Here is a 25,995-nt window from a genome sequence, read left to right as displayed (position 1 = left end):
AATTAAATAATACAAATGAAAAAAATTCAGCTTTTTTGCTTTCTTTCAATATTAAGCCTGGTAGGAGTATATGCTCAAAAAGTAGAAATTCCCATTGATACTTCAGTTACTACAGAACATTCTGTGAATATTAATGGTAAATCCATTGATTATACCGCTGAAACCGGGATGATGCCGCTTTGGAACGATGATGGTGAACCTATCGCAAGCTTATTTTACACTTATTATACCAGAAACGGAATCAAAAATAATGAGAACAGGCCTTTAGTGATCTCCTTCAATGGAGGTCCCGGATCGGCATCTGTATGGATGCATATCGCGTATACAGGACCAAGGGTTTTAAAAATTGACGATGAAGGTTTCCCGGTTCAACCTTACGGAATCAAAGAAAATTCGAATTCTATTCTGGATGTCGCCGATATTGTTTATGTAAATCCTGTAAACACGGGGTATTCCAGGCCTATCCCAGACGCTGAAGGAAAAGTTGACAGGGAAAAATTCTTCGGAGTACAGGCTGATATTACGTATCTAGCAGAATGGCTGAATACTTTTGTGACCAGGAAAAACAGGTGGCTTTCACCGAAATATCTGATAGGCGAAAGTTATGGGACTACTCGTGTTTCTGGTTTGGCATTGGAATTACAGAACAGTCAGTGGATGTATTTAAATGGTGTTATCCTGGTTTCTCCTACAGAAATAGGATTGGACCGTGAGGGTCCTGTGGAAATTGCTAACAGGTTACCTTATTTTGCAGCAGCTGCCTGGTACCATAAGGTTTTACCATCAGAATTACAAAGTAAAGACCTGGATGAATTGCTCCCTGAAGTCGAAAATTATGCTATTAATGAATTACTACCAGTGCTGGTAAAAGGTGGTTTTACTGATAAAGCTAAGAAAGAAGAAGTGGCCGAAAAAATGGCCTATTATTCAGGAATAAAAAAAGAAGTAATTCTCCAGAATAATCTTGAAGTTCCTTTTCGCTATTTCTGGAAAGATCTTTTGAGAGAGAAGGATGGATATACGGTTGGTAGACTGGATTCCAGGTATCGAGGTTTAGATTCTAAAGAAGCGGGAGATAATCCTGATTATAATGCAGAACTTACTTCCTGGTTACATTCTTTTACCCCGGCGATCAATTATTACCTAAGAGAAGAGCTAAAATTTAAGACAGATTTAAAGTACTTTATGTTTGGGCCGGTTCATCCCTGGGATAGAAGTGGAAATAATACCGGAGAGAATTTGAGACAAGCCATGGCCCAGAATGCTAACTTAGACGTGATGATACAGTCTGGATATTTTGATGGAGCTACGACATACTTCAATGCGAAATATTCAATGTGGCAGCTTGATCCAAGCGGAAAAATGAAAGACCGCCTCAGTTTTAAAGGCTACAGAAGCGGCCATATGATGTATTTAAGAAGCGAAGATCTTAAAAAGGCAAACGATGATGTTAGGGATTTCATTAAAAACAGCCTTCCCGGAACAGAGTCTGCTAAATACTAAAAAAATCAACTTATTAAATATCCCTTCAGATCTTCATAATTGCTGATTTGAAGGGATTTTTTTTGTTTATCCACTAATTGCTGAATTGAAGTAGGTATCTCCACTTTTTCCTGAATTGCTTCTTCCACAGTATCGAGAAACTTAACCGGGTGAGCGGTTTCTAAAAAAGTACCATAAGAATCTGAATGCTCACTAAGGTAATTCTGAAGTCCAAGATAACCTACAGCTCCATGCGGATCCATTACGTAACCGGTTTCATCAAAAACTTTTCTCATGGCTTGCTTCGTAGAAGTATCATTAAATGAATATGCTGAAAAGTCTTTTTTTAGATCAGCCAGATCCTCTTTGAAAATTTTCAAGATTCTTACAAAGTTACTGGGATCACCGACATCCATGGCGTTAGAAATCGTTTGCACACTTGGCTGAGGAGTATATTTTCCGGAGTTCAAATAATCTGTAACCGTTTTATTCGCATTATTTGAAGCTACGAAATGATCTATCGGTAATCCCATTTTCTTGGCCATTAATCCGGCGCAGATATTTCCAAAATTTCCACTCGGCACAGAGAACACGAGTTTTTTATTTTTGTTTTTTAATTGCTTATAAGCGAAGAAATAATAGAACATTTGAGGTAGCCACCTTGCCACATTGATCGAATTTGCAGAAGTCAGTTTTCTGGCTCTGGTTATTTCAGAATCCAGAAAAGCTTTTTTGACCATTGTCTGGCAATCATCAAAATTTCCCGCAACTTCCAGGGCAGTAATATTTTCTCCTAAAGTGGTGAGTTGTTTTTCCTGGATCTCGCTTACTTTGCCCTTTGGGTAGAGTATCACGACATCAATTCCGTCTACCCCAAGAAAGCCATTAGCAACTGCTCCACCGGTATCCCCGGAAGTAGCCACGAGAACGGTTATTTTCCCTAAATTCCCTTTTTTGATAAAGTAACCTATACTACCGGCCATGAATCTTGCGCCAACATCCTTGAAAGCTAAAGTAGGACCATGAAATAATTCTAAAGTCGAAATGTTTTTCTCAACCTCAACAACCGGAAAATCAAAATCTATTGTTTTTTCGATAATAGCCCTTAATTCTTTTTCGGGAATTTCAGAGCCTACAAAATTGCGTATTGCCTCAAATGAAATTTCTTCTTTGGAAAGGTTCTCGATATTGCTGAAAAACGATTTTGGCAATTTATTGATGCTTTCCGGAAAATATAATCCTTTATCCGGAGCTAGTCCTTGTACGACAGCATTCTCAAAGTTTCTCGTATGTTGCCTATTATTTAAACTAAAATATCTCATAATATTCTAACTCCCTTTTTATTGATTCCGGAAAGATGCAATTCAAAATCTATGTATTTGTTCGAATAATAAACCTCCATCGCTTCTTTAACTGTTTCAGCATTCTGTACTCCTCTGCACAAAGCATAAACAGAGGGACCTGATCCCGAAATACCGAAGCCTAACGCCCCATTTTCAGTAGCCAAATTTTTAAGATCATGAAAATATGGAATAAGAATTGACCTCACCGGCTCCACGATTTCATCCTGTAGACTTCTACCCAGCAATTCATAATCTTGAGTGTATAAAGCACTTACCAAAGCACCAAGATTTCCCCATTGATTTATTGCTGATTTCAAACTTACATTTTGTTTAATAATAGACCTGGAATCTTTGGTTTTGATCTCTATCATGGGATGTAGCACAACTACCATAAGTTCGGAAGGAACGGGCAGACTAAGTACCTCCAGCGGCTGATAACTTCGTACCAAACTGAAACCACCTAACAAAGCTGGGGCTACGTTATCGGCATGGGCATTTCCGCTGGCTAACAATTCTCCCTGCATGGCAAAGGAAATCAGGTCATGAGCGCTAAAAGGGTCATTTAGAAGTTTATTTACGGCGAAAACCGCACCTGCTGAACTTGCCGCACTACTGCCAATCCCGCTACCCGGCTTAATTTTCTTATCTATTTCGATATCAAATCCCTGATCAGATCCATATTGATTTAAAAGCGCTTTCACCGCAACCCCTGCTACATTCTGATTTGTTTCCAGCGGTAGATCCTGACCTGTAATTCTTGTAATTCGAATCTGGTTTAAATCATTCTTTCTGATGCTCATCTCATCTCCCACAGAATCAAGACAGCATCCCAGAACGTCAAACCCACAGGAAAGGTTAGCCACGGTAGCCGGCGCAAAAACTTTCAATTCTTTCATACCTATTTTTTACCTATTCTTATGATATCGGCAAAAATTCCTGAAGCTGTAACTTCAGCTCCGGCTCCAGCTCCTTTGACTATCAATGGTTGTTCAGGATATCGATCCGTAAAGAAAAGCACAATATTATCACTCCCGCTGAGATTCGCGAAAGGGTGCTGTGCCCCGACCTCCTGAAGCCCAACTCGTGCATGACCATCCTCCAATTGCGCTACATATTTTAATTCAGCATTTTTGGATTTTGCTCTTTCATACATCGCTTTGAATTCAGCTTCATCATTTTTTAATAGTTCGAAAAATCTCTCGTTGCTTTCCGAGTTCAAACTCTCCTGTGATAGAAAATCATCTCTTTCAATGTCCTCCAGCTCAAGTTGGAGTCCGCTTTCCCGTGAAAGAATCAGGATCTTACGGGCCACATCAACTCCGCTTAGGTCAATTTTTGGATCAGGTTCTGTGAAACCCTCTTTCATTGCGGTTTCCACCACTTTGTAAAACGGCTCCGTGCCGTTGTAATTATTGAAAACAAAATTCAGGCTTCCGGAGAGCACTGCCTGGATCTTTCTAATCCTATCACCTGAAGCAATAAGATTCTGTAAAGTGTCTATAATTGGCAACCCTGCACCCACATTGGTTTCATACAAAAATGAGGCTCCATATTCTCTCGCCAGATCCTGGAGATTCTGATAGTTTTCAAAGGCATCAGCACAAGCGATCTTATTACAGGTCACAACAGAAATGGAATTCGCCAGGTAGTTTTTATACCAACCAGAAATTTCGGCACTTGCAGTGTTATCCACAAAAATGCTATTACGAAGATTGAACTCTTTTACCTTTTCGAAGAACAATTGCTTATCTGCTTTTTCCGAAACTTCCAGAGCTTCCTGCCAGTTCTGGAGGTCTATACCATTCTCATCAAAAAGCATTTTCCTGGAATTAGAAAGTCCCAAAACCCTTACTTTCAATCTCAATTTTTCCAGCAGATATTTTTCCTGCTTCTTTAACTGGTCTAATAATTTGCTTCCGACATTTCCCACTCCGGTTATAAAAAGATTCAGCTCCTTCGAAGGTACTTCAAAGAATTGCTCATGAAGCGTATTTAGCGCTTTAACCACATCTTTTTTAGCAATGACGGCTGAAATATTCCTTTCGGAAGAACCCTGTGCTATCGCCCTAATATTGATGTTATTATTCCCGAGCGCACTAAACATTTTACCACTTAAACCATGATGACTCTTCATCCGGTCTCCCACTAGCGCGATAATAGAGACATTATCTTCAATTTCTACAGGTTTGATCTTTTTATAGTCGATCTCAATTTCAAAAGCCTCGTCTAATGCTTCCTTGGCCTTTTCAGCTTCATCGGCCTTCACCGCAATACAAATGCTATGTTCTGACGAAGCCTGGGTAATAAGAACCACGTTGATATGCTCCTGAAATAATATCTCAAAGAATCGTTTTGAAAAACCTGGTATACCAACCATACCGCTACCTTCGATATTCAGAAGTTTGATAGAATCGATATGGGTAATCCCGGTGACCCACCTGAAATTCTTCTTACTCGATTTTGAAATAATAGTACCCGGGTTATCAGGTTCAAAAGTATTTTTGATATGAATCTCTATATTCTTGTCAAGCAATGGCTGCAAGGTTGGCGGATATAGAACTTTTGCTCCAAAATGAGATAATTCCATCGCCTCTTCATAAGATATATGATTAAGAGAATATGCCTGAGGCACTAAATTTGGATTAGCCGTATACATTCCATCCACATCGGTATAGATCAAAACTTTGTCTGTATCTAATGCCCCGGCGATGATCGCTGCTGTAAAATCTGAACCTCCTCGGCCTAGCGTACTGGGAACACCTAAATCATTTTTAGCTACAAAGCCGGGTACTACGAATAGGTCAGCCTGGTGCGATCTAAAATAATTAGCTAAGTTGGCGTTCGTTTTATCGTAATTTACCTGAACTTTTTCGTTCATGTTCTTACAGACGATCAACTCAGAAGAATCAACCCAAAGGCTGTTCACTTCCAGACTTTTGAAATATTCAGAAATAATCTGGGAACTTAAAGTTTCCCCAAATCCAGAAATTACGTGCCTGGTTTTATCAGATAATTCATTTAAAAGAAAAACTCCTTCATAAAGGGTTTCCAATCTATTGAACTGATTTTTTACTTTACTCAGAATCCCACTTTGCGCGGTAACAGGAATGAGCTCTTTTACAGCATCTAAATGCCTTTTTTCATTTTTCTCAAGAAGAGTTTTATAGGAAATATCTTCCTTGGCGGCAAGTTCGGCCATTAGTAAAAGATCGTTTGTAACTCCGCCAAAAGCTGAAAAAACACTAACAACAGTATCTTTTTTGAGATGATTCTGGATAGTCTGAGCTACCAGTTTAATACGTTCAGGAGTGGCTAAGGATGAACCGCCGAATTTCAGGATATACATAACTGAAATTGTTTTAAAAAATTAATAAGAATTTATAAAATACAGGTGTATGGACGAAAGTTATATAGCAAGAACCCCACAAGGGGTAATACCTGTAATAGTAATAACAATAGAATACAGACGGAAAGATATTTCCTCTGCGATAATACTGATATTTGATTGAAGTACTTTCACGGTTTTTCCTCGAAAACTTATTTAAAGGTATTCAAATAAATCTACCGGCAAAACTTTTTGTTTCTTTCCAGGTAAAAATTATCAGATTCATAATTTCAAGCAATAAAAAACCCGATAATTTAAATTATCGGGTTGATTTTTAAATAATTAGGAATGTGTTTTACAGTCCGCTGATATAGCTTCCATATAAATCTTTAAACTGAAGACCTTTAGAAAATCTCTTCTTGCTTAATTTTTTATACTCTACCAAAGCCCACAGTAAAAACTCCTTTAGAAAGTATTTGTCCTTAACTTCAGCTTCCGGCTGATATTTATCAATCAGTTTATTCAAAGGTTCTATGGAGTCAAGTTTCTCCTTGTATTCATTATCTGAAAGGTCATCTGGCAATTCAAATCCTGAACTTTCAAAAAACCATTCTACCAGGCCATCATAGGGTGTGGTTTCATCAGGCCTTTGTAATTTTTCGATCTTCGGAAAATAATCAGGAAATAAAGTTTTCACAGAATCTCCAATTAATTGCTGGGCGACAAAAGCTGCCCCCTCCTGCTCTCCTTCGTAAACCAATTCTACTTTTCCAGTTATTGAAGGAATAACTCCCAGGAAATCACTAAATCTTAGTAAAGTCTTTTCCTCGTCATTTCTTATCGCCCTTCTTTCAGCTGTACTTAAAAGATTTTCAAAAGCGGTAATGCTCATCCTCGCACTAACTCCACTTTTATGATCTATAAATTCGCTATCCCTGGCTTCAAAGCTAATTTGTTCCAGTAAATCTTTCGCTATTTCGGGAACATGCACCAGTTCTTTCTGTCGGGCATCCAATTGTGCTTCCTGAGCAGTAATTGTTTTTGCCGTCTGAATATCTTCAGGATAATGGGTTAATATTTGAGAACCAATCCTATCCTTTAAGGGAGTGACGATACTTCCTCTATTAGTATAATCTTCAGGATTTGCGGTAAACACGAATTGCATATCCAAAGGTAGTCTCAGCTTAAATCCTCTTATCTGAATATCTCCTTCCTGCAAAATATTGAAAAGTGCCACCTGAATTCTAGCCTGTAAATCGGGTAATTCATTGATCACGAAAATACTGCGGTTAGCTCTGGGGATCATTCCAAAATGTATCACACGATCATCTGCATAACTTAATTTTAGATTCGCAGCCTTAATAGGATCTACGTCACCAATAAGGTCAGCCACGGTAACATCTGGAGTGGCAAGTTTTTCAAAGAATCGATCATCTCTATGAATCCAGGAAATTGGTGTGTCATCACCTTTTTCTTTGATCAGTTCAGTCGCGAACCGGCTTAATGGATTTAACGGATCGTCATTTATTTCTGAACCTTCGACCACAGGTATCCATTCGTCCAGAAGATTTACCATCAATCTCGCCAACCTCGTTTTAGCCTGACCTCTTAAACCGAGCAAATTTATATTGTGCCTGGAAAGAATAGCTCTTTCCAATTCAGGAATAACGGTGTAATCATAACCATGAATACCTTCAAAAGCATTTTCTTTATTCTTGATTTTTTGCTTTAAGTTACCACGAAGTTCGTCTTTAATACTTTTACTTTGATATCCCGATTTTTTAAGCTCGCCGAGATTTTTAATATTTTCTTTATTCATATTCATTTTTTCTTAGCCTCTAATTCTTTTCTTTCTGTTTATCTCGTAATCTTCAAAGATCATTTCACCTAAACCTTTTAGTCCGGTATAAAATGCCTTGCCTTGATTTGCGGCAGTAAATTCTTTCACGAACTGAGTAAGGTAAGGATCCTGTGCGATCATAAATGTAGTTATTGGAATTCGCACTTTCCTCGCCTGTCTGGCCATGTTATAGCATTTATCTACCACGTAAGGGTCAAGTCCCATACTATTCTTATAATAACTACCATCTCTCTCCCTGATACAACTAGGTTTACCATCTGTGATCATGAAGATCTGTTTGTTTGTATTTCTCTTACGTCGCAAAAGGTCCATTGCCAGTTCCAGTCCCGCGACCGTATTCGTGTGATAAGGTCCAACTTTCAAATAAGGAAGCTCCGCAATAGAAATTGGCCAGGCGTCATTTCCAAAAACAAGTATATCCAGCGTGTCTTTAGGATACCTGGTTGTGATAAGTTCGGAAAGCGCCATCGCTACCTTTTTTGCGGGGGTTATCCGATCTTCTCCATATAGAATCATACTGTGACTAATATCTATCATTAAAACAGTACTCATCTGAGACTTGTGATGCGTTTCTTCAACCACAAGGTCTTCTTCAGACATTGAAAATTCCCCAATCCCATGATTTATTTGGGCATTTTTAAGACTTTCGGTCATAGAAATTCTACTCAAAGAATCTCCAAACTGGTAAGATCTGAAATCTCCTGTATGCTCATCACCTCTTCCTATCTGATTTGTACGATGATTACCCGAAGAACCTTTTTTCAGTTTACCGAATATCTGATCGAGTGCCTGCTGTCTTATAGCGCGTTCAGTTTTTGCAGTAATTGCCATACTGCCTTTACCATCCTGATCAATTTCCTCTCTGATGTAACCCTTTTTCTTTAGGTCTTCTATAAAATCATCTAGAGTATATTCATCGCTGGTTAATTGATATTCCTCATCAAGCTGTTTCAGCCAGTCTAGCGCTTCATCAAGATCCCCAGAAGTATGGGTAATAATCTCTTTAAAGATTTCAAACAATTTGTCAAAAGGAGAAGTTTCGGGCGCATCGTATTTATCAAATACAAAACCTCTGATCTCCTTGTTTACATTCCTTTTCATATCCTTAAAAATAATTCATTTCATAGAGAAATTAAAGACTGAACCTGTAAACACTCAATAAACTTATGTTAATTGAAAATATTCCAATAGAGGGCCATTCCTGTTATTCTTTTCTTAATTACTTCTCATTTTTAATTGGATATAAGAGATTTGACAAAAAAAAGATGACCAAATACATTTATATACTATTTATCGGGCTGTTTTCATTTAATCTCATTGCCCAGGAAAAGGACTCTCCTTACAAAACCAACTTCTGGAAAGATGGTGCTTGGATCGCTGGATCTGTTGGTTTAAACGTAGTTGGAGTTATGACTATTCAAAATAAACCAGAACTAACCGAGACAGAACTAGCCAATCTCAGTAGAAATGATATTTGGGGAATAGACAGAAGTGCTGCTGGAAATTATTCTGAAGAAGCTGATGAGCTTAGTTACATCCCATTTTATGCATCATTTGCAACACCACTTTTGTTTTTATTTGGTGAAGATGAAAGAGAAAACTTCGGACAGATTTCAGTAATGTTCGTGGAAACTATGGCCACCACAGGAGCATTTTTCACCCTTACTGCAGGGAATGTACAAAAGAGCAGGCCATTAGTTTATAATGAAAATTTACCTATAGAAGATAGAGTGGATTCTGATGCTCAAAGATCTTTCTTCGCCGGCCATACCGCTGCAACTGCGGCTGCCACTTTTTTTACTGCTAAAGTATTCCAGGATTTCAATCCTGATTCACCTGCTGTTCCCTATGTGTGGGCCGGTGCGGTAGCAGTTCCCGCTTACGTTGGTTATTTAAGAACCAAGGCCGGTAAACATTTTCTAACAGATAATTTAATAGGCTTTGGAATTGGAGCAGCATGTGGTATCTTAGTTCCAGAAATTCACAAGATCGGGAATGAGAAATTGGATGTATATCCAACGGTGAATACAAATGTGATGGGAACCGGTATAGATACAAGAGGTATAGGATTGAACTATACCTTCTAAAACCGAATTGTTCTTATGAGTATAGGAGAAATTGCTTTACTGTTTTTTACTGTTTTAATGTGTATCCCTACACTGGCTTCGCTTACAAGATTTGACCAGTGGTGGGTACGAGGATTTGATTTTCCCAGGATCCAGATAAGTTTTCTAATTATCTGTGTAATTGTTGCCTCCGTTATTTACTATGATTTCGACAAAATGTGGCAGTTTATCGCGGTAGGTATTTTGGTTTTAAGCCTCTTATACCAATTCAAAAAAATATATCCGTACACTTATATCTCCAGAAAACAGGTACTTAAATTTAAAGGTTCAGATCCAAAGGCTACGGTATCAATTCTTGTTAGTAATGTCCTGACTCCAAATAAGCGCAGTGACAAGTTAATTTCACTCGTAAATGATAGAAAACCTGATATTCTTTTAACCCTGGAAACAGACAAAAGATGGGAAGAGGAATTATCGGTTCTGGAGGAAGACTACAAATACAATGTAAAAATTCCTAAAGATAATCTCTACGGAATGCATTTATATTCAAAGCTGGAGCTGAAAGACATCAAGGTGAAATACCTCGTACAGGACGATATTCCTTCCATACACGGTTATGTGATTTTGAAAAACGGAAAAGAAGTCCGTCTTCATTGCTTGCACCCAATGCCACCAAGTCCTACCGAAAGCGAAACTTCCACGAATAGAGATGCAGAATTGCTAATGGTGGGTAGAGATGTGGATACTGAAAAGGATAGCATTTTAGTGGTTGGTGATCTAAATGATGTTGCCTGGTCAAGAACCACGAGATTATTTCAGAAGCTTAGTGGTTTAATGGATCCACGAATTGGAAGAGGGTTTTTCAATACATTCAATTCAAATTATTTTCTTTTGAGATGGCCCCTAGATCACGTTTTTCACACTAAAGATTTTACATTAATTGATATTGCCAGGGAAAGAAATATAGGATCAGATCATTTTCCTATGTATATAAAATTAAATTATGAACCCACTGCACAGGTAATTAATGAAGATACAGATGAGCCTCATGAAGAAGAAAAAGAATGGGCTGAAGAGAAAATAAAAAGTGCAGATCCTATCAGACAGAGATTAGATCTTATCCCTCTTCAAAATAAGCTGACAACTTAGAAATTCCTTTTAGTTTAGAACAATGTCTCGCTGACACTGGTTTTTCAATAAAATCAACCACGTGAGGATCTTCAGCAGCGTCCCTTTTATCTTTTCGATCTATTGAGGAAGTTACCATAACCACATGAAATCTTTCATTATTTCTAACAGATTTCAATTTCTGAAGAAATTCCCATCCATTCATTTTAGGCATATTGATATCTAGCATGATTAGGTAATCAACATCCTGATCTGATTCATTCTCCAAAAAGTCTATACCTTCCTGGGCGTCTTTGAAAACATAAGGATCAGAATCTAGTTCACATTTTGTAACAATCTTTCGTTGAAGGAAAGTTACAATTTCATCATCATCAATAATTATGGTTCTTAACATGAGTAGGGCGTTTTTGGGGTTCAGCTTACAACTCTTTTTCGGTTTGAACTGCAATATTCCTGATTATTACATCAAGTTCTTTTGCTGAAGTTAAAATATTCTCTAGAATTTCGTCAATATTTTCAAGATCATTTTTATAATTCAATAGTAAATCTACCAATCCCATCACTTTAGCTAAAGGTGCTCTAACTACATGAGATTGTGTCCAGGCAATTTCTTTTAATCGCTTATTATGGTTTTCTATCGCAATAAGATGCTGTTTCCGCTCTGTGATGTCTTGCATAGAACCAATAATTCTTTTTGGTTTGCCTTTGTCATCAGTGATTAAATAACTACGATCAAGTATATATTTATAAGATCCATCAAGACACTGAAAGCGATATTCCGTTGTAAGGTTTTTCATACCTTCGTCCATCATTTGCTTTGCCAGAAACCTCACACTTTCTATATCATCGGGATGAATTTTGCTGTTCCACCATTCTCCTGTGTAAATGCTGTTGGCATTTGAATATCCGAATAATTCTGTAGCAACATCGCTAACGGTCATCTCATCTTTTTCAATATTATAATCAGTAATGAGATCACTTGTAGCTTTGGCTACAATATCGTAACGCCTTAAACTATCTATAAGTGCACGCTCCTGCTCCACAAATTCAGTAATATCTCTGGAATTCATCACGATTCCTTCGATCGCAGGGTCATCTTTCAGATTTGTTATAATTGTTTCAATCCAGCTCCATTTTCCTGTAGCATTCTTCACTCTATAAGAAGGTAGTTGAACAGTTTTCAGGCTATTCAATTTACTCAAGTGAGATTCAATATTCTTATAATCTTCTTCGTTGATATAATCTTTAAAATTTGTGCCATTCATTTCTAAAGGCTGTAATCCAAAAACATTACTAGAAGCAGGACTATTATAGATATAATCAAAATTTTCGTCAACAATAGATATGAGGTCTGAACCCTTTTGAACGAGAGATTTAAACCTTTTCTCACTGTAAAGTAATTTTTCTTCAGCTTTTAATCGTGCGGTTACATCTCTTACCAGGGATACTCTCGCTTTCTCACCCGCAAAGATCATCGGATTGCTGTTTACATTTACGAAGATACGTTCTCCATTTTTTTTGAGGTGCTCTACTTTAACCTGGAAAAAAGTGTCAGTATTATCAGCAATTACTTTTTCAATCTTATCTTCATCTTTATTAGCCCAGAGATCACGAACACTCATTGCGGAGAATTCTTCTTCACTATATCCGTATAATTCTATCGCCGCCTTATTTACCTTTAAAAATCGAAGCTGATCACGATCTAACACCCACATCGGTAAAGGACTGGCATCAAAAAGGCTACGATATTTCTGTTCAGATTCTTCCAGTTTTTTCTGAACCTTTTTTCTTTCGGAAATATGTTCCGAAAGTTCTTCATGAACATTTTTTAAGGGAGTAATGTCAGTTCCATAGATGAAAACCACGTTCTCTTCTGAAAAATACCTGGAAAACCTCCAGGAGATCCACAAATATTCCCCATCCCTTTTTAAACATCGCAATTCAAAATCATTTCCTTCAATTGAAATATCATCTATTGCTTTATAAGTTTTATTAAGGTCACCTGGATGTATGAATTCAGTAAATGGTTTACTTAATATTTCTGATTCACAAAATCCGAATTTATTTACAAACGACGGATTGATCTTTTTTATAAAACCATCCATTCCTATAACCGCGATTAGATTAGGAGAATATCTGAAAAAATCATTGAATTGATCCTGACTCCGTTTCCTCTCGATTGCCGAGGCAATTTGCAGGGTAATATCTCCTAGCAACTCGGTCTCTATTTTCTTTGAATCGCTAACGGATCCCAGACAAAAAATAGAAATCAATTTTCCCTCAAATATAATTGGAAAGCCGACTGCAGATTTCAAAGATTGATCCTCATTTAGAATCATGTTTTGCAACAGGCCAGTTTTTTCATCCTTTCTTAGGATTTTAATTTCCCCAGATTTCCATACCATGCCAGGAAGTCCTTCCCCCTCGAGATAGGTTGCCCGAATTTTCTCAGATTCTAATAGATCCTGATCTGCCGGCCAGTAAGCAGTTCTAATCAAATTCTTATTATTGATACTTACTTTATATGATTCAGCATAATCAAAGCCCAGCTCCTTGCAAAAGATCTTTAAGGTTTGAATCATCGCTTCGTTGAAAGTTGGCTTATCTCCAAATGCCTTAATGATCTTAAAAATTAATTCCTGCTTTTTATCGTGCAAGTATGTTTCGGTAATATCACGAGCAATTCCAACTAAACCAATGGTTTCATCGAATTTATTCTTCAATGGCACTTTGGTAAGCAAAACCATCTCCTGCTTCCCATCGGCATTAGTAACCAGGTCAGGACGGTTGATCACAGGCTTACCTGTTTTTATGACTTTATTATTATCTTCAATTATAGCCAGTCCTTTGTCTTGATCAAAATAATCCAGAGGTGTATAACCATTTCCATCAAATTCATCAGACTGACCTAACATTTGAGTGTAAAATTTCTTATTCGTCAGAATAGATCTATGCTCTTTATCTTTTACAAAAATATAATCAGGTATATTATCAATGATTGTGCGCAACATCTGGCGCTCTTCGATTATTTTGTTTTCAGTTTCCTTCTGTGCTGTAATATCTTTTGCAATGCCATAAACCCCAATGATCTCTCCATTATAGGTTATAGGAAAATTATTGATCTCAAGAATTTTTCTTGTCCCCTTAAGACTCCGAAATTTCATGATATAATTCTGATTCTCTCCTCGTACAGCTTTATTGAATTTTTCAGCAACCATTTCCTGATCTTCCTCCTCGACTAAAGGAAGAAAATGCATATTCAGTAGCTTATTAATTGTAGTTTCGGCAAGAATAGCTGAGGTCTGATTAGCATTTACGAAATTGCCCTTAAGGTCAAAAGAAAATACCGCATCTGGATTATTATAAAATAGATTGGAATAGATTTGCTTATTGAATTCAAGCTCTTTCCTTATTTCTTCTGAATAAGAATTGATGGAATCTGAACTTAAAATAATTTGATCAATCGAAATTGTAGCTTGATCAATATTACCGGAATCATTAAAAATCGGATTAAAGACAAAATTTAAACCATTATTATCGTATTCCCAGTAAAGATTTTGCCTCATACCTTTCCGGCATCGTATAAGTCGGCTTTTTACCTCGGTTCTAAGATTCAATGGCAGAACATCCGAAAAACACTTTCCTTTTTCCAGGTTCAGCTCGAATAATTCTTTAAAGAGAATATTAGCTGCAGAATTATAGGCGATTACACCTTCATCATAAGACAATGTTATAAATGCCTCCTGAGAAAAATTTGGAGTTTTATGGTTCAATTTTAAAAATAAATTTGGGCTTGTGGAAAGTACAAAAAATTAATTAGTTAAAAACTAAAAAATGTTTTTTGAAAAATTTATCCCTATCCCAAAGTTTGAACTCTCGTAAGATTTGATGTCAGCTCCAAATTGAGCTTTCAATTGATAATCGGAATCAATTAAATTTAGCTCAATCATTGATGAAAATACTTCTCTAGTATTTGCAAAAAAAGAGTCCTTAACTCCATAATTTTTTCGGTAACTCAAAAGAAGCCTGTAAGGTATTTTATCGAAAGCTAAACCTTTTAACCCTAAATGATGTATTGTTAGAATATTTGTCCCAATTCTAAATCTTGATTCTTCATTCAATAAAATAAATGGAAGACCAATTACCTGATTTCTGAAAGTCCAGCCAGATCTATACAAATTGTTATTGAAATAATTATCTGCTCCATCTACAGCAGAACCTTTACGTCTTCTACTTTGATTTTTTGTATAATAGAATTCATACATGAAGGCTTTCAACCAGGAACTGCCCCAGAAAGTGTCACGGTTATCTTCAAAATAAATGGCATACCTTCCATCTGGTAAGTTACCAGCTTTCAGTCCGGAAGCATCTTCGAAGATATGGTTGTAGAGGAACTGAAAATCAACATCTTTGATTTTGGTCTTTATTTTAAACTCATAACTACCAATTTGATTTCCCAAAGCATTTACTTCCTGCCCATTTCCTACATCATTTTCACTCGCCATACCTGTGAAAATTCTGGTATAATCTTCGATCCCTCCGGGTAACTGACCAAACTCTTCAGAATAACCTGCCCATTGTACAAAATGTTGAAAACCCAAGGAAATTTCTAAATTCCTTTTACTCCGATATACTAGATGAGCACTTTTGTGGTGAACCCTTGTATTTTTGATATATCTTTCATCTGTTAGAAGGTATTCTTCCAGGCTACCCATAAATCCAATCCCATGCTCTCCATGTATAAATAATGGATCTCTCGAATAAAACCGAATTCCCGGCAAAGGTGATGCATTAAGGCTCCATAGAATATTCTCATTCGTCGCACTTAAGCCTTGAAAAAGATCTGGTCGCTGTTTTTTGCCAAGTACAACCCCAATTTTAGGAGAAGTAAATGAAAAATATGCTTCGTCTAAATAAAAACCATCTTCATAGCCGTCTTTAAAAAATCCTCCAAGACCGAATTCTGCACTATTCTCACCGGCAAGATCAATTTCAGCTTTATAAGAGAGTAATCCTGAAAGGTGTGTTTTTTCATCTAGCCTACCACGATAATTCGTATGCATCCAAAATGGGGATTCTTCACCGGTAAATAGTCTACCCTGCCCCTCGAAATCTAATTTGTATAGCACTTGAGCGTTTGTGGAGTAGCCAACTACAATTAGAAATAGGAAGAACAAATTGTTGAATTTCATTATAATGATCTAGGAACTCTGCAAATATTAATATTTAGAATTTAAATTCTGTAATTTTGAAGAACAAAAGTGAGTTCATGTTATCGATATTTAAAAAGAAAACATTTCTAATTGATTTAATTCAAGGTATAACAGATTTTCATAATCATATATTGCCTGGAATAGACGACGGTGCCAAAACTACCGAAGAATCCTTACAATTAATTAAACATTTTGGGGAGTTCGGAATTACTGATTTTGTAGCTACTCCTCATGTAATTGGAGAATATTATCCAAATACTCCTGAAACAATAAAGAATTCTTATCAAAAAATTCAAAATCATTTAACCACGGAAGTCAAAATAAGTTATGCTGCGGAATATATGATGGACCAACATTTGGTAGAAATTATAGAAAACAATTCTATTTTACCCGTTTTAGATAATAAGGTGCTGGTTGAAATGTCCTATTTTCAGCCCCCTATAAATCTCAATGAGATTCTGTTTAAACTTCAAAATAATGGCTACATTCCTATTTTAGCCCATCCTGAAAGATACTCCTACTGGCATTCCAAAGATCTAGAAAAATTCACTCAAATTAAGTCCAGAGGATGTAGTTTTCAGTTAAACATGCTTTCACTTTCAGGACATTACGGATTTGGTATTCAAAAAACAGCCTATTCTCTTCTTCAAAATGGTATGATTGACTTTATAAGCAGTGATGCTCATAAAATAAATCATCTGGAAAAAATAAAGGAAATCAGAATACAAAAAAAATATATTCCAATCTTGAAGAAAGTTATTGAAAATAATAAACGACTATTTTCAACTAAATAATCTCTTTTTTAATCTTTGCCATCTACTTTCTTGATCGGCACCGTATCCATACCCATAACCGTAAGAATATCCATATTGGGCACCATAAGAGAATTTAGAGTAATCAACATCATTAAGAATTACCGCCAATCCTTTTAATTTACCTTGTTTTTTCAGATCCTTGGGAAATTCTAATAAGTTTTTCTCGGTGAAATCTGCTCTTGTCACATATAACGTATAGTCTGCCAATTGGCTTATTAATAAAGTATCTGTAACTATCATTGCTGGTGCTGTATCCACAATAACATAATCATACATGGTCTTAGCATGCTCAATTAAACTTTCCATGCGATCATTCATAAGAAGTTCAGCTGGGTTAGGTGGAATCGGCCCTGATAAAATTACATCTACTGCGATGTTATCATCATTAGTTTTCGATATAACATCGCTCGATGTGACTTCATAATCATATAAATAATCAGATAATCCTTTTTCTTTTGCACCTTGAGTTGTACTCGTATACCTATGTAGTTTTGGATTTCTAATATCGGCACCAATCAAAAGTACAGACTTATTTGTACTTGCTAAGGTTCTTGAAAGATTATAAGATATAAAGGTTTTACCTTCTCCTTTAACCGTCGAAGTCACAAAAATCACATCCCCTACATTTTTATCTTTATTTTGGATAAGATAGGCGAGATTAGTTCTAAGTATTCTAAATGATTCAGCAAGTGGAGATCGGTCGTTTAGATGAATTACATCAGATTGGTCTGCACTAATTCTTGGTACTTCTCCAATAAATGGCACATTTTTAATTAATAATTGCATATCGCCTTTATGATGAACTTTAGTATCCAACAAATTTTTGATAAAAATTATTGCTATGGGAACTATTAAACCAATAAGAAACCCACCGACTAATATCAACCATGGTGCAGGATCTACTGGATTTTCTAATGTAAATGCGGCATCTACTACCCTTGCTACAGAAGCAGTAGCAGCATAAGAGATCGCAGCCTCTTCTCTTCTTTGCAATAAAAATAAATAAAGTTGCTCCTTGATCTGTTGTTGTCTTTCAATATTACGCATTCCCTTTTCTAGACCCGGAAAGGTGCTGAATCGTCCCTGTGCATTATTTTCTCTTGAATTCAACTCATTTAATCGAACATTTATCGACTCCCTGGTACTTTCAATATTTTCATAAAGATTTGACCTTAATCCATCTAATTGATCGGATAAAGCTTCCACAACAGGATTGTTAACGGTTGATGCTTTTAAATACATATTGCGTTCCATAACCAATGCGTTATAGGAATTAATTAAACCTGAAGTACCACCTTCACTAATCCCTACTTCAGGAAGGAAATCATACTGACCCTGTTTTTTGAGAAGATTCTCAATTGATCGCAATAATTCTAATTTCGTTTCAAGATCAAAAATTTGCTCTTCAGCAGCTGAAAATTTGGACTGGAACTCGGCAGCTCCCGATTCAACACTCATTATTCTATTTTCACGTTTAAATTCCGCAATGCCTATTTCAACAGAATCTAATTCACTCGTGATCATTTCAAGCCTTTCCTGGATAAAAGAAGTGGTGTTCTCCGCAACCTCCTGTTTATTGGCAACCCCTTCCTCGTTAAATCTTAGCATTAAAGAATTGAGGAAATCTTCAGATTTAGCGCTAGTTTCATTTACAATAGATAATTCTAGGATATCCTTCGCCTGACCTTTCGGGTTAATAACCAAATTTTGAATATATCGGTTTGCTGTCTCCCTTACGGGTTCCACCACAAAATTAACAGTTTTAGAATTTTTAAAAGATCCTTCAGGATTTTTTGAACTTGGAAGAATTGTAAAATCCAAATTGTTCAAATTAATAATTTCTCCAATTTTATGAATTTGGCTATAAGAAGAATTACTCGTCCTTAAGGTAAATTCCGTCTCAGATAATGGTGTAATTAAAATATTTAAATTAGAAGTATTTACAATTGAATCTGGTGATATAAATTCTAACACAATAGGATTCGATTTATATGCCTCAACGGTTATAACATTACCTTCGATATAATACGATTTGTTAAGATCTAACTCGTCTATAACTCTAGAAATTAATTGCTTAGACTTAAGCTTTTCAATCTGGCTTTGTAAACCGTCATTCTCAAGGGATAAAATGGTTCCACCACCAGATGGCAAGGCACTCATAGCATTATTTTCTTGATCGTCTACCATAATCATGGTGGCCCATGTTCTGTATTTTGGAATCGTATAGCGATTGTATAAATAAGCTAATAACCCTCCAACAAGAAAACCAAACAAAATCCACTTCCAGTAAGCTAGATATTTAAATATTTCGGCCTTCAAGTCAAAATTCGAATCATTATTATCTTCTGAAAATTCGGTAAGTTCTTCCATTCCTAATTGAGACTATTAATTAGCACGTATATTCCAATAATTGTTGTCCCGAGAGATATTATACCTTGATAGCTTGTAAAAAAGCCGGCAGATTTTACAGCCCTATAACTTGGTTCTACATAGACAATATCATTTTGCTTTAAATAAAAATAAGGACTAGAAAAAAAATCAGTCCTTGTCATATCTATCGTACCTATCTTTTTAACACCGTTTTCCTCTCTTATTATGGTTATATTTTCTCTTTTACCATTATACGTGATTTCTCCCGCCATAGCAATAAGTTCTGGCATAGATACTCTTCCATCGGAAATTGTTATTCTACCAGGACTACCAACTTCCCCCAAAACTGTTACACTAAAATTCACGATACGAACGTCTACTATGGGATTTTTTACATAATTTTCAATTTTTCTTTCTAAAGTTTTCTGAATCTCTGTTCTTGTTAACCCTTTTACTTGAATATCTCCTAATACTGGAAAATTTATATTTCCACTAGGATTTACTAGATAACCTGTTAGAGAAAGATTTTGTCCACTCCCTCCACCAGACTGTTGACCACCCGTTTTCATCTGAAATGGTTTAACAATCTCTTCATTAATAGAAGAAGATGAAACATTAATTCTTAAAACATCGTTTATTTCTATTTTAGGTTCATAATCCAGAAGATTCTTCTGACCTACCAGACTTTCTTTACCTTCATAGAAATAAACAATTTCTTTTTTGGTCGCGCAGCTATTAAAAATTAAAGCTAAAACGACTAACCCGAGTACTTTGTTCATAAAATTATTTAATCTTTTTTTAATTCTGCAACATTATCAAGTCTCTCATAAGAAGAATTGTTACTTTTAAATTCAGGGATTAAATCTTTTAATTTTGCAACCACTTTATCGTTCTTCAGCTTATTTGCAGATTTTATTATCTTCTCCACCTTTTCATTGATCATTTGGTAATCTCGAACCACCTCTTGGCCAATCATAATCTTCTTGTGATGGGTTGGTAAGGTTTTACATTCATCATTCAGCAACTCTTCATAAAGTTTCTCTCCGGGACGAAGTCCGGTTATTCTTACCTTTATATGCTTGTTAGGCTGATAGCCCGCCAATTTTATCATTTTGATTGCCAGATCCATAATTTTGACTGGTTCTCCCATATCAAATACAAAAATTTCTCCTCCTTTTCCCATTGCACCAGCTTCTAAAACCAATTGACATGCTTCAGGAATAGTCATGAAGTATCTGATAATATCCGGGTGTGTAATAGTAACCGGACCTCCAGCCTCAATTTGCTTTTTAAATAATGGAACAACCGAGCCATTAGAACCAAGTACATTTCCAAATCTGGTTGTAATAAACTTAGTACAATCAGGATTTGTTTTTATACTGTGATGGTATAGTGACTGCACATACATTTCTGCAGATCGCTTTGAAGCTCCCATCACATTACTTGGATTTACCGCCTTATCTGTTGAAACCATTACAAAATGGCCGACATTATATTTAATTGCTAAGTCTGCAAGATTTTTCGTTCCATGAATATTAACAAAAATAGCCTCATGAGGATTGCTTTCCATCAATGGCACATGTTTGTATGCCGCAGCATGATAAACAACGTCAATATTCTGATTTTGGAACATCAATTCCAGTCTCTTTTGATTCCCTACATCACATACAATAACTTTGAAATTTAAGTCAGGAAACTTTGATTCAACTTCTAACTGAAGATTATGTAAAGGAGTTTCAGCCTGATCGAGAATTATAAGTCTTTTCGGATTGTATTCAGCGACCTGACGAACAATTTCACTACCAATGGAACCGGCTGCACCGGTTACTAAAATTGTTTTACCGGTTAATTGATCAATTTTATTTTGAACTTCAAGCTGAATTGGCTCCCGTTCCAGAAGGTCTTCAATCTGTAATGTTTTGACCTTTTTCGCAATTGGTTGATTTTCATCCCAGGAAGATACTAAAGGAGCATTATAAACCGCTATATCGTGCTCCAGGCATTCTTCAACCAGTTTGAATTTTTCTTCCGGAGTAAATGTATTTTCAGAGAATATAATCGCATGAGCGCCAAGGGAACTTACCTCTTCATGAATTTTCTGAGTATGCCTTAGAACTGGCTTATCTAATATCCTTAGACTTTTATGAGAACGCTGGGTTAAAAAGCCAACAATTTTAAATCTTTTTGGGTGCTCGATATCTAGCGCTCCAGCAATAGAAATTGCATTTTCATCAACCCCTAAAATAACGGCTTTTATTAAGGATTGGTTTTTCTGAACAATTTTAAAATATTCATATACCTGTTTTACACCTAATCTGAATAAAAATAACAGGGAAAATGATATCCATAAATTGATCAATAAACCTCCTACTAAAAATATCTTCTCACCTATAATAAAGTAAGTCGCATAATTAACAACCAATAAACTTATAAAGGAACCTATTGTCGCCAAGAGAAGTTTAAGCGCGTCAATATTTGAAGAATACCTAATGATTCCCGCATACGTCTTAAAAATGTAAAAGAAAAAAATATTGGTAGCAACGATAATTACCGCCTTATCAAAGAAACTAAGTAAAGTATACTGAAAAGGAGATAGATCTAACAATATAAATATTGTCAAAACTGTAGAGATAACAACCAGACTAATATCTATCAAAAGGACAGCCCAACGAGGAAGATATTTAAGATTTCTAATATCTATTGCGTTGTCGGGACCTGTAAGAATATTTTTAAGGGCTCTATTAATTCTACCCATAATTTTTGATTCTATTTTTTCAAACAATTTAGAATTGCTTCCTGGATTCTGATCCTGTCTTCATCAGTAAGATTTGATCCGCTAGGCAAACATAAACCATTTTTGAACATCTCTTCGGCAATTCCCGTGCCGTAAAATGGACTGTTGGCAAATACCGGTTGCATATGCATAGGTTTCCAAAGAGGTCTACTTTCAATATTTTCAGCTTCAAGGCATTTTCTTAGGTCTTCTCTATCAACCCCATTGGTTTTATCAGGATCGACAGTGATTACTGTTAACCAGTGATTACTGAAATAATCTTCATCTGGCTCTTCAAAAACTTTAACTCCATCGACATCACGGAATAAATTTACATAAAATTGAAACATATCGCGGCGCGCTGCAACTCTTTTATCCAGAACTTCCATTTGTCCACGACCAATACCTGCTGAAATATTACTCAACCTATAATTATATCCTATTTTGCTATGTTGATAGTGAGGTGCGTCATCTCTAGCTTGAGTTGCTAAAAATACTGCCTTATTTTTTGATTCAATATTCTTTGTAACTAGCGCGCCACCACCAGAAGTAGTAATTATTTTATTACCATTGAAAGATAAAATGGAGAAAGCTGCAAAAGTTCCGCAATTCTTACCTTTATATGAACTCCCTAACGCCTCTGCACTATCTTCAATTACAGGAATTTCATATTTATCTGCCACTGCATTAATTTCCTCCACTTTATATGGCATACCATATAAATGAACAGCAACAATAGCTTTTGGCTTTTTACCTTTTGAAATTCTTTCTTTAATAGCAATATCTAATTGCTCAGGACAAAGATTCAATGTATCTGCTTCGCTATCAATAAATATTGGTGTGGCTCCTAAATAGGCAATTGGATTCGCAGAAGCAGCAAAGGTCATACTTTGACAAAGCACTTCGTCGCCAGATTCTACTCCGCATAAGATCAAAGCTAAATGTATAGCCGCCGTCCCCGAACTCAAAGCTGCAACCTCAACATCATCAGAACCTTTACTAAGGTAATTTTTAATATCTACTTCGAATCCATTTACATTAGGACCCAAAGGAGCGATCCAGTTTTCAGAGAAAGCGTCATTAATATATTTTAATTCATTTCCTCCAATATGAGGAGATGATAGCCAAATCTTATCTTTATTCATTACTGATCTTATTATACTTTATTACTTTTCCCGGATTCCCCACAACTACAGCATAGTCAGGAATATCACTTATAATTACGGCACCTGCGCCAATAGTTACCCATTTCCCAATTTTAATGCCTGGAATAATTACCGCTCCAGCTCCAATATGACTTCCTTCTCCTATTTCCACACTTCCAGTAACTGTTGCAGATGGCGAAATATGCACAAAATCGTTAATCTTTACATCATGCTCAATGACGGATCCGGTATTTATTATACAGTGTTTCCCTATTTCAGCGGAAGAGTTTATTACAGCATTTGCCATAACCACGGTTCCTTCCTCAACATTTAAATCTTTCGTTAAGATAGCACTTTCATGAAATAAGGCTTTGCTGAACCTGTTTGAGATTTTTTCAACTACTTTTTTTCTGATAGCATTATGGCCGATAGCAATTACGACATCAAGCTTTTTCATTTCTTCATTGAGATCATGCTTAACCTCAAAATCAAGTATTTTTTCTATGGACCTGTTATCATCTAAGACATAATCGATAGAAATATCTCCTTGTGATCTAATTATGTCAATGATTACTTTCGCATGTCCACTTGCACCGTATACAATCATTAATTACTTCCGTTAAAAGGTTCGGTTGTAGCCATATTTTCAGTGTTTATTCCTTCTGAAATTATCACTTTCTTAATGGTCATAAATATGATTTTTAGGTCTAATAGAAACGAAATATTTTCTACATACCAAACGTCATATTCGAATTTCTTAGTCCAACTAATAGCATTTCTTCCATTCACCTGAGCCCAACCGGTAATTCCCGGTCTAACTTCATGTCTTCTTCTCTGAAATGCGTCGTAAATTGTTAAATATTGAGGCAGTAAAGGTCTTGGACCAATTATGCTCATATCGCCTTTCAAAACATTAAATAGTTGCGGAATTTCGTCTATAGAAGTTTTCCGAATAAAACTTCCAACTCTGGTCAATCGATCCGAATCTGGCAATAAATTTCCATCGGCATCTTTGGCATCCGTCATTGTCTTGAATTTAACAATACTGAAAATTCTCCCAGACTTACCCGGCCTTTTCTGAAAAAAGAATGGCTTACCGTCATTAGCAATTGCTAATAAAATGATCACCACCAACAATACAGGACTAATTAAAATCAAAACAATTAGTGCAATCAACAGATCAAAAAAAGGTTTAATAATATTCCTGTACATCTAATTTATTAGGCATCGCGTTGACCGGCGGCGAATTTAATCATGTTTATGAAGCTCCTCTAATTCTTTGTATTCTTTTAACAGTATTTGCCAAAACTGCTCTCTTTCATAATTGCTTTGGATCAATTCCCGTGCGTTTTGAGTTAATCTATCCCTTAAAGGTACATCATTTAAAATTTTATCCATAGCATCCTTTAACTTTGACTCGTCTTTTATAGGGATGATAAAGCCATTCTGCCTATGTTCAATGATTTCATTACAGCCGTTTATATCAGTAACAATTGCTGGGAGTCCCATAGCATTGGCTTGCATAACTACATTCGGAAAACCTTCACGATAGCTAGGAAAAGTTAACGCCTTAGAAATTGAAAAAAATGGACGAACATCCTGCTGATATCCTGTGGTGAAAATTTTTGGATGAGTTTTAATCAAATTGAATTTTTCAGGATCAAGCGGATCAAGCTCCTGTTCAAAAGGCCCAACAAGAAGTAAAGAAATATCTGAATTTTCTTTTTCAAGTTTCGTAAAAGCAGAGATCAATTCATTAATTCCTTTTTCGGAAACCAGTCTTCCTACGAAAATGAAAACAAAGTCATTATCTGGGATACCTATCTCCCGTCTTAGTTTCAATCCTTCCTCAGCACTAAATTTTTCCGGATCAAAATAATTAGTGTCTATACCATTAGAACTACCCTTCCCAAGAACTTTCAACTTATCATTTTTAGCATAACCGAGATCAATTATAATATTTTTCAGCACGAATGAATTCGGATAAACCTTAGTAGCCAGAGAATAAGTAAGTTTTTCAACAAAATCCAAAATTTTTCTTTTGGTTCCTTCAGTTTCAAGCAATGGCAACCCTGCAACAGTATGCAACCTAATAGGAACCCCGGCTAATTTAGATGCTAACATACCGATAATTCCTGCCTTGGGAGTATGCGTATGAACTATTAGGGGTCTTTGCTGTTTGCAAAATTTATATAAACGAAATAATGATTTTAAATCCTGAATTGGAGTAATCGCTCGCGTCATTTCAACCCAGAAAGTTCGCACATTGTTATCTTCTCCGTATTTCTTTAATCTATCTTCTTCCGCAGCAACAGCAATAACCTCATAGTAGTTGTTCATGAAAGTTAGCTGACCTTCCAACAGTTTTTCTAAGGAAAGCGGTATAGTAGTAATCCTAACTAATTTGTGCACTCGTAAAATTTGAATTTATTCAACAAATTTAGGTTTTTTAGAATGGTATACTACCAATAACT

General features: G+C 36.0%; 19 protein-coding genes. 4 read left to right on the top strand and 15 right to left on the bottom strand.

Annotated features, from left to right (window positions below; all coding sequences use genetic code 11):
- Positions 1–15 precede the first annotated feature (15 nt).
- Complete coding sequence (locus tag AC2S94_RS10760) at positions 16–1,503, top strand: S10 family peptidase (RefSeq protein ID WP_484628608.1); 1,488 nt, start codon at positions 16–18, stop codon at positions 1,501–1,503.
- Between the two features lie 5 nt (positions 1,504–1,508).
- Here AC2S94_RS10760 and thrC read toward each other — a convergent pair whose 3' ends face one another.
- The 5 genes from thrC to AC2S94_RS10735 all read right to left on the bottom strand — a co-directional run bounded on the left by thrC (position 1,509) and on the right by AC2S94_RS10735 (position 9,112).
- The gene (gene thrC, locus AC2S94_RS10755) at positions 1,509–2,804 is read right to left on the bottom strand and encodes a threonine synthase (RefSeq protein WP_484628607.1); all 1,296 of its coding nucleotides are present in this window, start codon (positions 2,802–2,804) and stop codon (positions 1,509–1,511) included.
- On the bottom strand, positions 2,801–3,721 hold the full coding sequence (locus tag AC2S94_RS10750) for a homoserine kinase (RefSeq protein ID WP_484628606.1): 921 nt from the start codon (positions 3,719–3,721) through the stop codon (positions 2,801–2,803). The genes thrC and AC2S94_RS10750 overlap by 4 nt, the downstream gene beginning before the upstream one ends.
- Positions 3,722–3,723: 2 nt before the next feature.
- The gene (gene thrA, locus AC2S94_RS10745) at positions 3,724–6,171 is read right to left on the bottom strand and encodes a bifunctional aspartate kinase/homoserine dehydrogenase I (protein ID WP_484628605.1); all 2,448 of its coding nucleotides are present in this window, start codon (positions 6,169–6,171) and stop codon (positions 3,724–3,726) included.
- Positions 6,172–6,505: 334 nt separating this feature from the next.
- The gene (locus AC2S94_RS10740; RefSeq protein ID WP_484628604.1) at positions 6,506–7,969 is read right to left on the bottom strand and encodes a magnesium chelatase; all 1,464 of its coding nucleotides are present in this window, start codon (positions 7,967–7,969) and stop codon (positions 6,506–6,508) included.
- Positions 7,970–7,981: 12 nt separating this feature from the next.
- Positions 7,982–9,112, bottom strand: coding sequence for a vWA domain-containing protein (locus tag AC2S94_RS10735; RefSeq protein WP_484628603.1), 1,131 nt, complete (start codon positions 9,110–9,112; stop codon positions 7,982–7,984).
- Positions 9,113–9,276: 164 nt separating this feature from the next.
- On the opposite strand from AC2S94_RS10735, the gene AC2S94_RS10730 reads away from it, so the two are divergent.
- Both AC2S94_RS10730 and AC2S94_RS10725 read left to right on the top strand, forming a co-directional pair.
- Positions 9,277–10,098 carry a phosphatase PAP2 family protein gene (locus tag AC2S94_RS10730; RefSeq protein WP_484628602.1) on the top strand — a complete coding sequence of 274 codons (822 nt, stop codon included), beginning with the start codon at positions 9,277–9,279 and terminating at the stop codon, positions 10,096–10,098.
- Between the two features lie 15 nt (positions 10,099–10,113).
- Positions 10,114–11,226: an endonuclease/exonuclease/phosphatase family protein gene (locus tag AC2S94_RS10725; RefSeq protein ID WP_484628601.1), complete on the top strand. Its 1,113-nt coding sequence runs from the start codon at positions 10,114–10,116 to the stop codon at positions 11,224–11,226.
- On the opposite strand, the gene AC2S94_RS10720 is transcribed toward AC2S94_RS10725, so the two are convergent.
- From AC2S94_RS10720 to AC2S94_RS10710, 3 genes are read right to left on the bottom strand one after another with little or no spacing between them, the layout of a single operon-like run.
- Positions 11,195–11,599 carry a response regulator gene (locus AC2S94_RS10720; RefSeq protein ID WP_484628600.1) on the bottom strand — a complete coding sequence of 135 codons (405 nt, stop codon included), beginning with the start codon at positions 11,597–11,599 and terminating at the stop codon, positions 11,195–11,197. The two genes, AC2S94_RS10725 and AC2S94_RS10720, sit on opposite strands and share 32 nt — an antisense overlap.
- A gap of 25 nt (positions 11,600–11,624) precedes the next feature.
- Positions 11,625–14,978 (bottom strand): PAS domain S-box protein, encoded by a 3,354-nt coding sequence (locus AC2S94_RS10715; RefSeq protein WP_484628599.1) that lies wholly within the window; start codon positions 14,976–14,978, stop codon positions 11,625–11,627.
- A 54-nt stretch (positions 14,979–15,032) separates the two neighbouring features.
- A complete protein-coding gene (locus tag AC2S94_RS10710; protein ID WP_484628598.1) occupies positions 15,033–16,397 on the bottom strand; it encodes a capsule assembly Wzi family protein in 1,365 nt (454 codons plus the stop codon).
- Positions 16,398–16,474: 77 nt separating this feature from the next.
- Here AC2S94_RS10710 and AC2S94_RS10705 point away from each other — a divergent pair, with 77 nt between their 5' ends.
- Positions 16,475–17,212 (top strand): tyrosine-protein phosphatase, encoded by a 738-nt coding sequence (locus AC2S94_RS10705; protein WP_484628597.1) that lies wholly within the window; start codon positions 16,475–16,477, stop codon positions 17,210–17,212.
- Here AC2S94_RS10705 and AC2S94_RS10700 read toward each other — a convergent pair.
- The 7 genes from AC2S94_RS10700 to AC2S94_RS10670 are packed head-to-tail and all read right to left on the bottom strand — an operon-like array spanning position 17,201 to position 25,933.
- The gene (locus AC2S94_RS10700) at positions 17,201–19,603 is read right to left on the bottom strand and encodes a GumC family protein (RefSeq protein WP_484628596.1); all 2,403 of its coding nucleotides are present in this window, start codon (positions 19,601–19,603) and stop codon (positions 17,201–17,203) included. The two genes, AC2S94_RS10705 and AC2S94_RS10700, sit on opposite strands and share 12 nt — an antisense overlap.
- A gap of 2 nt (positions 19,604–19,605) precedes the next feature.
- Positions 19,606–20,382 carry a polysaccharide biosynthesis/export family protein gene (locus AC2S94_RS10695; protein WP_484628595.1) on the bottom strand — a complete coding sequence of 259 codons (777 nt, stop codon included), beginning with the start codon at positions 20,380–20,382 and terminating at the stop codon, positions 19,606–19,608.
- An 8-nt stretch (positions 20,383–20,390) separates the two neighbouring features.
- On the bottom strand, positions 20,391–22,358 hold the full coding sequence (locus AC2S94_RS10690; protein WP_484628594.1) for a polysaccharide biosynthesis protein: 1,968 nt from the start codon (positions 22,356–22,358) through the stop codon (positions 20,391–20,393).
- A gap of 11 nt (positions 22,359–22,369) precedes the next feature.
- Positions 22,370–23,521, bottom strand: a complete 1,152-nt coding sequence (locus tag AC2S94_RS10685) for a DegT/DnrJ/EryC1/StrS family aminotransferase (protein ID WP_484628593.1) — start codon at positions 23,519–23,521, stop codon at positions 22,370–22,372.
- Positions 23,514–24,128, bottom strand: a complete 615-nt coding sequence (locus AC2S94_RS10680) for an acetyltransferase (protein WP_484628592.1) — start codon at positions 24,126–24,128, stop codon at positions 23,514–23,516. The genes AC2S94_RS10685 and AC2S94_RS10680 overlap by 8 nt, the downstream gene beginning before the upstream one ends.
- Complete coding sequence (locus AC2S94_RS10675) at positions 24,128–24,733, bottom strand: sugar transferase (protein WP_484628591.1); 606 nt, start codon at positions 24,731–24,733, stop codon at positions 24,128–24,130. Before AC2S94_RS10675 ends, AC2S94_RS10680 begins: the two co-directional genes overlap by 1 nt.
- 36 nt (positions 24,734–24,769) lie before the next feature.
- Positions 24,770–25,933, bottom strand: coding sequence for a glycosyltransferase family 4 protein (locus AC2S94_RS10670; protein ID WP_484628590.1), 1,164 nt, complete (start codon positions 25,931–25,933; stop codon positions 24,770–24,772).
- Positions 25,934–25,995: the final 62 nt, after the last annotated feature.

It is taken from the genome of Christiangramia pacifica, assembly GCF_057221535.1.
The sequence above is the reverse complement of the archived record's forward strand: the minus strand, read 5'-3'. Positions and strand labels throughout refer to the sequence as shown.